This window comes from Streptococcus sp. S1 (genome assembly GCF_034137685.1).
In the GTDB taxonomy this organism is placed as follows: Bacteria; Bacillota; Bacilli; order Lactobacillales; family Streptococcaceae; genus Streptococcus; species Streptococcus dentalis.
In genome coordinates this window covers 1021299-1032133 of the sequence record NZ_CP139418.1, presented here as the reverse complement: position 1 = coordinate 1032133, position 10835 = coordinate 1021299, and the positions used below count along the sequence as shown (strand labels likewise).

The following is a 10835-nucleotide window of genomic DNA, read 5'->3' as shown; positions in this document are numbered from 1 at the left end:
TTCTAATAAATTTATACTCTTAAGTATACCAAAATTTTAATACGATTACCATTAGATATCCATTAGATACAGCTAATTGCTTTTACTATATTTTAGGTGTATTTAGATATCGAGCGAATAAGTTGCATATCACGTTTTGTAAGTTTGCTCCATGAATTTTAAGTTTCTTCAACTTTCGCATTTCTATATCTTACCAACTTAATGCCCACTTCTTATAGTGAATTTTATTTCTTTACCTCGTTATTATTTCATTCCCCTTCGTTATTTGATATAATTAAAACAAAAGAGTTTGGGATTGAAATAATAATAAGGAGTATTACTATGAAAATAGGAGTTATAAAACCCAGTCTTTCAAAGAGTTTAAAAGCTCGGACAACATCGAAATTAAAGAGACAGGTTAAACGAGCAATCATTCCAACATACGGCCAAAAAGGGACAGGCCTTATTAAAGATCCTAAACGTGCAATATACAATAAGGTATATAACAAAACCACTGTGGATGCTTTCAGCAGTGTTAAGAAAGGAAATATAAATTACCAACGAACAAATCGTGGTCTTTATACATATAGAGGGGCAAAGGTATATCCAGCTTCTTCTTGGTATTTTCCTGTAGGATTATCTGCATTTTGTAGCCTTTTATACTTTACCATTAACCCTGTTATCGCTTGTATTTTTTTGATTATCACACTCATTCTCTTTGTTAAGAAAATAAAAAATAATCCTTTCAAGACGCAAAAGGATATACAAGAAATGTTAGAAAAGATAACTGAGTTAGAACAATGATATAATAGATACATATCACAATAATAGATATTTAATAAAAGATGGATCAACTCTTAAATATACTTTAATCATATTTAAGAGTTGATCCTTTTATAGAAAACTAAAAATCCTAAAGTAGATCGCTTATTAAAATTTCTTGAAGCGTAGTCAACGCACCAAAACCCTTGATACACAAGGGTTTTTTCTTTTATACAAAAAAAGAAGCACGAACGCACTTCTTTTCCTAGTTCTAGGGCCTGATTTCTCCATTTTTAATCAGGATCTTCGTCTGTTGGATTTTCAGGCTTATTAGGGATCACTTTTAAGAGATAAAAGGTGATAAAAATCGTCAAAGCCCCTAAAGCAAGCTTCACCCAAATAATCGGGGCCAGATAGATCGAAATGCCCATCAGGATGTAGATCTGAAGAAGGATCCATTTTTTCCGTTCTTTGGCAATCGATTTGGTCTCTCGATAATCCGATACATAGGTTTGATAAAGCTTGGTTTGGTAGAGCCAAGTTTCAAAGCGTTTGGAACTTTTAGCAAAGCAAGCCATAGACAACAGTAAAAAGGGAGTCGTCGATAAAATCGGTAATGGAATCCCAATAATTCCTAATCCCAAAGACATAAAACCAATCGTAAGATAAACAAGGCGCATTTACTTCTCCTTCACACAATACAAATTTCGAACCTTTTCAGTAAACAAAAAAATAAAAAACCTACATCTATATTTAAAAAAGGAAGCAACTAACAAGGTGACAGTTGCTTTTCTCTATTTTATATCTTCGTCAAAGGGGTCGCGGTATCTGGCGAGGTATCTAACACCTCAAAATCATGGCCGACAGCTAGATCTGCTCGAGCCAGTTGATTCTCCATGGTCATATGAGCCAATTCTTTAATATTGTTCTCTTTTGACAAATGCCCCAGATAAATCTTCTTGGTGCGATTTCCCAAGGTTCGGATCATGGCATCGGCACCATCTTCGTTAGAAAGGTGGCCTAGGTCTGACAAGATCCGCTGCTTCAAGCGCCAAGCATAAGAACCTGCTCGAAGGATCTCTACATCATGGTTGGACTCAATCAGATAGCCATCAGCATCCGCGACGATGCCTGCCAAGCGATCACTCACATAGCCCGTATCCGTCAGCATGACGAAGCTCTTTCCATCCTTCATAAAGCGATAGAATTGAGGGGCAACAGCATCGTGACTGACCCCAAAACTTTCAATATCGATATAGCCAAATGTCTTGGTCTTCCCCATTTCAAAAATGTGCTTTTGAGCATCATCGACCTTTCCTAGATACTTGGTGCCTTCCATAGCCTTCCAAGTTGCTTCATTAGCATATAGATCCATGCCGTATTTCCGCGCTAAAACACCCACACCATGGATATGGTCTGAGTGTTCGTGCGTAATCAAAATGGCATCTAAGTCTTCTGGTTTGCGATCAATTTCAGCCAATAGTCCCGTAATCTTTTTCCCTGATAGCCCTGCATCAATAAGCAGTTTTTTCTTTGGCGTCTCAAGGTAGAAAGAATTCCCACTAGAACCTGAAGCTAAAATACTATACTTAAATCCCTCTTCTGTCATTGACTCCTTATTCTTCCTCTTCTGTATCCCAGTCGTCTTTAATAGCGTCTTTGTCGTACGGCAAGACAATGGTAAAGGTAGATCCCTTGCCATATTCACTCTTGGCCCAAATAAAGCCTTTGTGTTGCTTAATGATCTCCTTAGCAATGGCTAGGCCTAGACCAGTCCCACCTTGGGCCCGGCTACGCGCCTTATCCACTCGGTAAAAGCGATCAAAAATGCGAGGCAAGTCTTTCTTGGGAATTCCCAAGCCCTCATCTGAGATGGAGATAATCAACTGGGCATCAGTTGTTCTCATCCCTACCTTAATCTTTCCACCATCAGGTGAGTACTTGATGGCATTGTTCAAGATATTGTCGATCACCTGGGTCATTTTATCCGTATCAATTTCAACCCAGATCGGTGTGATCGGGTATTCCCGGATCAGTTCATACTTCTTGGTATCTTCTTGCGATTGACTCTTGATCTTATCAAATCGGTTTAAAATAAAGGTGATAAAGGCCGTAAAGTTGGTCAACTCGATGTCCAACTGACTGGTTTCATTATCAATTCGTGACAAGCTCAATAGATCTGTGACCATACGCATCATGCGGTTGGTTTCATTGAGTGAAACCTTGACAAAATCTGGTGCTACTGGCTCTGACAAAGCGCCATCGTCTAGGGCTTCCAGATAGGATTTCACACTGGTCAAAGGTGTCCGTAATTCATGACTCACATTGGAGACGAAGAGGCGACGTTCCCGCTCTTCCTTGTCCTGCTCTGTCGTATCGTGCAAGACAGCTACCAGACCAGAGATAAAACCTGACTCGCGACGAATCAAGGCAAAGCGCACACGAAGACTTAAGTATTCCCCATTTTCATCCTGGGAATCAATGGTCAACTCTGGTACTTCTGTAATCAAGCTTCGCAAATCATAGTCATCTCCAAGCGAAAGCAAATCCAGAATACTGGTATTGAGCACCTCATCTGGATTAACGTTCAATTGCTTGGCTGCCATTTCATTGACCATGATGATCTGACCACGTCTGTTGGTCGCAAGTACCCCATCTGTCATGTAAGAAAGAATACTGGTCAAACGCTTGGTTTCTTGTTCCAAGTTTTCATGCGTCAGGCGAATAACTTCAGACAGATCATTGATACTATTGGTCATATCCGTCAGTTCTGGACTTCCTTGCATATCGACCACTTCGGAATAATCCCCTGCAATCAGATCCTTAATTTTAGCGTTTAATTGTCTGAGCTTGATATTGTCCCTACGGTTTTCCAGCAAAAGCAAGGCAACCACAATGATAAACCCAACCGTAATCAGCACAAAGACAAAGTTCGACGACATGACAAATTGTTTTAGTTGATCAATCATTGTTTCTCATATAATATCCAACACCACGGCGGGTCAAGATATATTCTGGACGTCCCGGTGTGTCCTCGATTTTTTCACGCAAACGACGAACCGTCACGTCCACCGTCCGAACATCACCAAAGTAATCATAGCCCCACACCGTCTCAAGAAGATGTTCACGGGTCATCACTTGACCGACATGGGTCGCAAGGTGATAGAGCAACTCAAACTCGCGATGAGTCAAGTCCAATTCTTTGTTGCCTTTTCGAACCAAGAAAGCGTCTGGAAGAATGTGAAGATCGCCAATGACAATTTCTGTATCGGCATCTTTTTCAAACTGAGGATCAGCCGCAAACTCCGAACGACGCAACAAGGCTTTCACACGCGCTTGTAATTCCCGATTAGAGAAAGGTTTGGTCACATAGTCATCCGCCCCGATTTCAAGCCCGATGACCTTATCAAATTCCGTATCCTTAGCAGATAGGACAATGATGGGCACATTGCTGGTCTTACGAATCGTCCGCGCCACTTCCAAGCCATCAATCTCTGGCAACATCAAATCTAGAATAATAACATCTGGGTTTTCAGCTGAAAAGACTTCTAAAGCTTCCCGCCCATCAAAGGCCGTTAAAACTTCATATCCCTCTTTTGCCATGTTAAATTTGATAATATCTGAAATTGGTTTTTCATCATCAACTACTAATATTCTTTTCATCTTACATACCTGTTTCTAATGCAACTTTTCCTTATCAATCTCTATCTTCTTATTATATCAAACTTATGAAGAAATGTGGAGTCTCAATTGCTGGACTTTCCAGGAAGAAAAAGCAAAAAGACTGAGATCATTACATCTCAATCTTTTTATTTTTTCATTATTTCTCAACACGTGATTTGTTGGAGATATCAGCTAGGATTGCTGCTACATACTCATCATGTTTAAACATTAAAACGGTATCTACTTTCAGAGGAGATATCGTTTTTCTTCTTCGGATAAGGATACAAAAATTTCTGCCTTCACTATCTTTTAAATTGATTGAGTTCTTCAGAGAAAGACTGTAAACTTTTTGATATAATATCAAGGATAGACTGATGGATATTTAAAAAATTATGTTCAAAAGAATGACAGGTGAGAATTAAAAATATGTCAGTTTAGACAGAGGTCTCTCTACCATCGTCTATGCAGAAACAAGATTATATGAAATAAAAGGAGCAACCAATGACCGGAAACTATTCAACACGTGAATACCGTGAGAAATTATATGATGACCTTCATGTTCGATTAAGAGATACAGTGATTTTGATGTGTGCGATTTTTATTGCCTCTATCGGACTAAATATGAATTCAACAGCTGTCATTATTGGAGCCATGCTGATTTCTCCTCTTATGACCCCGATTGTTGGACTGGGATTCGGTTTAGCTATTTTTGATACGCGTTTAATCAAGCAATCTCTAAAGGTTTTATTTACTCAAGTATTGGTCAGCTTGCTTGTCTCGACTCTGTATTTCTGGATTTCTCCCTTATCTTATGCAAGTAGCGAGCTGATTGCACGAACCTCTCCAACCATTTGGGATGTTCTCATTGCTTTTGCTGGTGGGATAGCAGGTGTCATTGGTTCAAGGAAAAAAGAAGCAAACAATATCGTGCCAGGAGTAGCCATTGCAACAGCTCTGATGCCACCTATCTGTACTGCAGGCTATGGTTTAGCTAATGGAAATGTACGATTTTTATTTGGAGCTCTCTATCTTTTCTTGATCAACTGTGTCTTTATCATGCTAACCAACATTGTTGGAACAAGAATTTTGATGAGAAAATCTCCCTTAAGTTCATTTAAAGAGCTAAACATTAAAATGAGAATTGGGTTGATATCCTTGATTGTATTATTGATTCTTCCGGCCAGCTATTCAGCAGTCACTCTGACGATAGATCAAGCACGAAAAGAAGGGATTAAACAGTTTGTAGGCAAAGAGTTCTCTAATCATACGATCATTAATCAAGTCTACAAGTCAAGTAGCAATGAATTAGTCTTGACAGTTGTTGGAGATCCGATTTCAGAAGAAGAATTAGAAACAATTCGCCAAAAGCAAGCCTCTTACGGTATTCAATCTGTTCAATTGAAAGTCAATCAAGTCCATAATTCGACAAAATTAGATAGTGAGATGACCAAGGAATTTTATGAAACCATTAACAAGTATATCGATCAAAAACTCTCTGAAAAAGATTCTCAAAAAGATCTCGTAAAAGAAAATGAAGCAGACAAGGATTGAGGATATTGACCTTATCTAACTCGAGGAAGCAAATCTTGGGAGGATATCCTATATCCAAAAGTTAGTGGATAGAAAGAATTGTTGATGAGGATACTATTTGTGGTGGTTTGACAGATCACTACTAGCTCAGCTTAATCAAAATGTAAAAAAGCAACAACTATTTCAGTTGTTGCTTTTTAGGTGGCTGAGATTTTGTTCTAGGTTAAATGGTTTATTTCTCAACACGGGATTTATTTGCAATATCTGCAAGAATCAATTCTACAAATGCATCCACTGACATGGTTTCTGTTTCTTTTTGACCATAACGACGTACGTTTACAGCCTTGTCTTCCATTTCCTTGTCACCAACAATCAATTGGTAAGGAATTTTTTGAGTTTGTGAAGCACGGATCTTGAACTGCATTTTTTCATTGCGTTCATCCACATCTGCACGAACACCACGGTCACGAAGTTTCTTAGCCACTTCCCAAGCATAGTCCACGTGTTTTTCGTTCGATACTGGGATAAGGGTTACTTGGTGAGGAGCAAGCCAGGTTGGGAAAGCTCCCTTGTAGTTTTCAATCAAGATCGCAGTAAAGCGTTCCATCGTTGAGATAACCCCACGGTGGATCATAACTGGACGGTGTTCTTCTCCATCTGCTCCAATGTAATGAAGATCAAAGCGTTCTGGAAGCAAGAAGTCCAATTGGATGGTAGAAAGGGTTTCTTCTTTACCAAGAGCTGTTTTCACTTGGATATCCAATTTTGGTCCGTAGAAGGCTGCTTCCCCTTCAGCTTCATAGTACTCAACACCCATATCATCAACAGCGGCTTTCAACATGCGTTGAGCATTTTCCCACATTTCATCGTTGTCAAAGTATTTGTGTTTGTCTTCAGGATCACGGTAAGACAAGCGGAAACGGTAATCTGTCAAGTTAAAGTCTTCATACACATCGATGATCAATTGAAGGATCTTCTTGAATTCTTCCTCGATTTGTTCTGGAGCTACAAAGGTATGACCATCATTCAGAGACATTTCACGGACACGTTGAAGACCAGTCAAAGCACCAGATTTTTCATAACGGTGCATCATACCGATTTCAGCGATACGGATTGGCAATTCACGGTAAGAGTGCACATGGTGTTTGTAGACTTCAATGTGGTGAGGGCAGTTCATTGGACGAAGAACAAACTCTTCTCCATCCCCCATATCCATTGGTGGGAACATGTCTTCGCGGTAGTGATCCCAGTGACCTGAAGTTTTATAAAGTTCTACAGAAGCAATTGGTGGAGTGTAGACGTGTTGGTAGCCTGCTGCTACTTCTTTATCAACGATGTAGCGTTCCAACTCACGACGGATGGTCGCACCATTTGGCAACCAGAATGGAAGACCTTGACCAACTTCTTGAGAAATCATGAAGAGATCCAATTCTTTACCAAGCTTACGGTGGTCACGTTCTTTAGCTTCTTCACGCATTTGGAGATAGTTCTTCAAGTCTTTCTTGTCAAACCAAGCAGTACCATAGATCCGTTGCATCATCGCGTTGTCGCTATTTCCACGCCAGTAAGCACCTGCTACATTGAGAAGGTGGAAGATTTGGATGCGACCAGTTGATGGGACGTGTGGCCCACGGCAAAGGTCAACGTATTCACCTTGACGATAGATGGTCAAACCACCTTCGTCATCTGAGTGTTCTTCAATCAATTCCAATTTGTATGGATCATTTTTGAAGATTTCACGCGCTTGGTCTTTAGTCACTTCTTCACGGATTGATGGGAAGTTTTCCTTCACGATTTTCTTCATTTCTTCTTCGATACGAGGAAGGTCTTCGTTAGAGATTTGACCCGCTTGGTTATCTGTATCGTAGTAGAAACCATCTTCGATCGCTGGACCAACACCCAAGTAAATATCTGGGAAGAGGCGACGAGCTGCTTGTGCAAACAAGTGTGCCGCTGAGTGACGCAAGATTGGAAGAGCATCTTCGTGATCAGGTGTCACGATTTCAATGCTTCCATCTTCAGTAATGGCACGAGTTGTGTCAATCAATTTGCCGTTGAATTTACCAGCAAGGGCTTTTTTAGCCAAAGAATTGCTGATAGATTGAGCAATTTCAAAAGTAGTAACGCCAGATTCGAATTCACGAACAGCGCCATCTGGGAAAGTAATCTTAATCATGATTTTCTCCTTATAAAGTTTTTAGTAGCTAAATGGGTGGGAGGTGTCTTTGAACATTGGAATCGTCACTCCTTTTGATTTCCTCATTAAAAAATCAAAAAAGCGACCTCCTCGAAAGGACGTCGCAACGTGGTTCCACCTTCATTTATGTTCCTCAAAAAAGAGGGACACCTCTGATTGGCTCTAACGTAGCCACCGTTTTATGTTTGCATAAAAGAATCACGAGTAGTCCCAAACCTATCCTCTACGCGATTTCCAGCCCCACGCGCTCTCTATCAGATTTCCTAGATTTGATATGTCTCTGTCAGTTATTATAGCACGATTGAAAAATTTTGCAAGAAAAAGTTTCATTTTCAATCAAAGAAATGTGTGATTTTACGGATTTTCTTCACTTGTTTGACCGAAGCCTTCATCATTTTCACAGATCCATTGACCGGAAGAGCAATCACCTTGGTCGGTATTTTCACAATGGTCTTAGACATCCGCTTGACCCGACTTTGTTCAGGATTCAAATCATTTGAGAAGTCTTTAGAGATGATTTTATCCAGGTAAAATTCGTAGACCCGACGGCCAAAGGTTGCTGCAGAAATATCATCGATCTTTTCCGCCCACTTGGTTTCATCAATTGCAGGCATCTCGTCAATCGCTTCAAGAATTGCTTGGGCCAGATCGCTCTCCTCATAAAAGAGCTTTCCAAACATAGGGTCATCAATCACATGTTCGAGATAAGGATTGCCATGAGCAATAATCGGGGTACCACTAGCAATACTCTCTAAATAGGTCAAACCTTGCGTCTCACTCGTTGAAGCTGAAATAAAGAAGTCAGCCGCCTTATAGTAGAGAGCTGTTTCATTGGGTGGGATCATCCCTGTAAAGACAACCGCATCTGAAATCCCCAGTTTCGCTGCCTGTTTTTTCAAATCATCCAAATAAGGACCATCTCCAGCGACAATCAACTTAACTTTTTGATTGACCTTTAAGACGTCTGGAAGGGCCGCAATAACAGCCTGAATATTCTTTTCATAAGAAACCCGCGAAAGGCTCAATAGAAGCGTTTCATCTTCTGCTACTTCATATTTTTCACGAAGAGCTGCTGTCTCTGTCGGAGTAATTTCCGGTCGGTCAAACTTGGCCAAATCAATCCCTGTCGGAATAATGCGTTTTTCTGCCTTAACCTTGTACTTTTGGAGCAAGTCATAGACGATCTCGCTTGGACAGATCACTCCGTCCAAATCATTCATATAGCTTCTCACAATGTATTTGACCATACTTGGGCGAATGACCATGCCTCTCGCAATATAGCGGACATAATCCTCATACTGGGTATGGTAGGTATGAATGACAGGAATCCTCAACTCACGTCCAATCCATACTCCTAAAAGTCCCAGTGAAAACTCAGTCTGGGTATGGATAATATCCAGCTGGTATTGCTTGGCAATGGCAAGCGCCTTTGAGAAGCCACGATAAGCGACCCGACGGTCCTTAAAGGCGAAGAAAGGCACACTTGGAATTCGAATAATCTGCCAATCTTCATAGCGGTTGACATCTTTATCCGTTGTCGTAAAGATAAAGACCGTGTGACCCAATTTTTCTAATTCTGTTTTGAGCGTCCGAATACTGGTCGCCACTCCCGAAACTTGCGGGAAATAGGTATCTGTAAATAACCCTACACGCATCTTACATCTCCAAAACTGTTTGATAGGCTTCGACCAATTGATGTGCCACTAAGTCGATCGAACGACTTTCAGCGACCTTGTAGCCCGCCTCTCGCTTGTCTACTTGTCCGTTCAAGACCTTATTCAAGGAATCCACAAATTCGTCTACATTGTGGCACAATTCAGATGACATCTCGTCGATCCAGCCATTGTATACTGGAATATCCCTCAAGACCGTGTGCTGATGACTGGCCAAGGCTTCCAAAACAACGATACCTTCTGTTTCTTCATAAGAAGGGAAAAAGAAAGCATCTGAACCCGTCATGGCCCCTTGGAAGACCGCTCCCTTGAAGTAGCCAGGGAATTCCACATTACTAGGATGATCCTTTTCCACGATACGACGAATCTTACGCGGAATGATCCATTTGTTGATAGAACCTAGCCAAATAAAGCGCACATCCGGCATGCGACGGGCTACTTCTACAAAGTCTTCGATCCCTTTACGTTTAAAATAAAGCCCGGCACAGATAACAACCTTTTGGCCTTCTTGGATATTAAAATGCTTGCGAAAGACTTCTTCTCTTTTCGGATCCTTCTCATATTTTTCCAAATCAATCCCATTGGAGACCGCAATAATCGGTGTGGTCACCCCATAAGACTGAATCAGGTGTTTGGAATACTCAGATGGTGTGATCACATAGTCTGCCTTTTGGTACATGTGAGCCAAATACTTCCCAAACAAGGGCGCAAAAAAGTTAGACCCGATAAAGGAATTTTCAAAATCCTCACGGGTTGAATGGCCATGCATGATGACTTTCTTTCCACGACGCTTTGCTGCATGGAGCAAAAGGAAACTCCGTGGGCCATAGGTATTGATATGCACCACATCATAATCTCCTAAAATATCTGTCGTATACGGAATACCAGCCAAATCAAGTGCATGCATTTGATGCTGCAAGGCTCGACCAATTCCTGATTTTTGTAAGACGGATTTTCCTTCTAAATACAGTAAAACTTTCATACCTTCTATTATACCGAAATAAAGAGTGCCCAGCAAGTCTCTACCTGTT

9 protein-coding genes are annotated in these 10835 nt (G+C 40.7%); 2 read left to right on the top strand and 7 right to left on the bottom strand.

Annotated elements, in window-relative coordinates:
* Nucleotides 1-321 precede the first annotated feature (321 nt).
* Complete coding sequence (locus SM121_RS05045) at nt 322-783, top strand: hypothetical protein (protein WP_320910528.1); 462 nt, start codon at nt 322-324, stop codon at nt 781-783.
* Nucleotides 784-1034: 251 nt separating this feature from the next.
* Here the strand turns inward: SM121_RS05045 and SM121_RS05040 are convergent, their stop codons facing one another.
* The 4 genes from SM121_RS05040 to yycF all read right to left on the bottom strand — a co-directional run bounded on the left by SM121_RS05040 (nt 1035) and on the right by yycF (nt 4404).
* Entirely contained in the window at nt 1035-1421 is a 387-nt protein-coding gene (locus tag SM121_RS05040) for a YbaN family protein (RefSeq protein ID WP_320910527.1), read from the bottom strand.
* Between the two features lie 119 nt (nt 1422-1540).
* Nucleotides 1541-2350: an MBL fold metallo-hydrolase gene (locus SM121_RS05035; protein ID WP_320910526.1), complete on the bottom strand. Its 810-nt coding sequence runs from the start codon at nt 2348-2350 to the stop codon at nt 1541-1543.
* Nucleotides 2351-2357: 7 nt separating this feature from the next.
* The gene (gene vicK, locus SM121_RS05030; protein ID WP_003005638.1) at nt 2358-3710 is read right to left on the bottom strand and encodes a cell wall metabolism sensor histidine kinase VicK; all 1353 of its coding nucleotides are present in this window, start codon (nt 3708-3710) and stop codon (nt 2358-2360) included.
* Nucleotides 3703-4404: a response regulator YycF gene (yycF, locus tag SM121_RS05025; RefSeq protein WP_003005102.1), complete on the bottom strand. Its 702-nt coding sequence runs from the start codon at nt 4402-4404 to the stop codon at nt 3703-3705. The genes vicK and yycF overlap by 8 nt, the downstream gene beginning before the upstream one ends.
* A gap of 501 nt (nt 4405-4905) precedes the next feature.
* Between yycF and SM121_RS05020 the strand changes: the two genes are divergently transcribed.
* Nucleotides 4906-5955, top strand: a complete 1050-nt coding sequence (locus SM121_RS05020; protein ID WP_320910525.1) for a DUF389 domain-containing protein — start codon at nt 4906-4908, stop codon at nt 5953-5955.
* Nucleotides 5956-6166: 211 nt separating this feature from the next.
* Here SM121_RS05020 and thrS read toward each other — a convergent pair whose 3' ends face one another.
* The 3 genes from thrS to SM121_RS05005 form a co-directional block, all read right to left on the bottom strand.
* The gene (thrS, locus tag SM121_RS05015; RefSeq protein ID WP_320910524.1) at nt 6167-8110 is read right to left on the bottom strand and encodes a threonine--tRNA ligase; all 1944 of its coding nucleotides are present in this window, start codon (nt 8108-8110) and stop codon (nt 6167-6169) included.
* A gap of 353 nt (nt 8111-8463) precedes the next feature.
* The gene (locus SM121_RS05010; protein ID WP_125826745.1) at nt 8464-9786 is read right to left on the bottom strand and encodes a glycosyltransferase family 4 protein; all 1323 of its coding nucleotides are present in this window, start codon (nt 9784-9786) and stop codon (nt 8464-8466) included.
* 1 nt (nt 9787) lies between these two features.
* Complete coding sequence (locus SM121_RS05005) at nt 9788-10786, bottom strand: glycosyltransferase family 4 protein (RefSeq protein ID WP_320910523.1); 999 nt, start codon at nt 10784-10786, stop codon at nt 9788-9790.
* Nucleotides 10787-10835: the final 49 nt, after the last annotated feature.

Coding starts and splice junctions, on each gene's coding strand:
- SM121_RS05045 (WP_320910528.1), top strand. CDS start 322: ATGAAAATAGGAGTTATAAAACCCAGTCTTTCAAAGAGTTTAAAAGCT.
- SM121_RS05040 (WP_320910527.1), bottom strand. CDS start 1,421: ATGCGCCTTGTTTATCTTACGATTGGTTTTATGTCTTTGGGATTAGGA.
- SM121_RS05035 (WP_320910526.1), bottom strand. CDS start 2,350: ATGACAGAAGAGGGATTTAAGTATAGTATTTTAGCTTCAGGTTCTAGT.
- vicK (WP_003005638.1), bottom strand. CDS start 3,710: ATGATTGATCAACTAAAACAATTTGTCATGTCGTCGAACTTTGTCTTT.
- yycF (WP_003005102.1), bottom strand. CDS start 4,404: ATGAAAAGAATATTAGTAGTTGATGATGAAAAACCAATTTCAGATATT.
- SM121_RS05020 (WP_320910525.1), top strand. CDS start 4,906: ATGACCGGAAACTATTCAACACGTGAATACCGTGAGAAATTATATGAT.
- thrS (WP_320910524.1), bottom strand. CDS start 8,110: ATGATTAAGATTACTTTCCCAGATGGCGCTGTTCGTGAATTCGAATCT.
- SM121_RS05010 (WP_125826745.1), bottom strand. CDS start 9,786: ATGCGTGTAGGGTTATTTACAGATACCTATTTCCCGCAAGTTTCGGGA.
- SM121_RS05005 (WP_320910523.1), bottom strand. CDS start 10,786: ATGAAAGTTTTACTGTATTTAGAAGGAAAATCCGTCTTACAAAAATCA.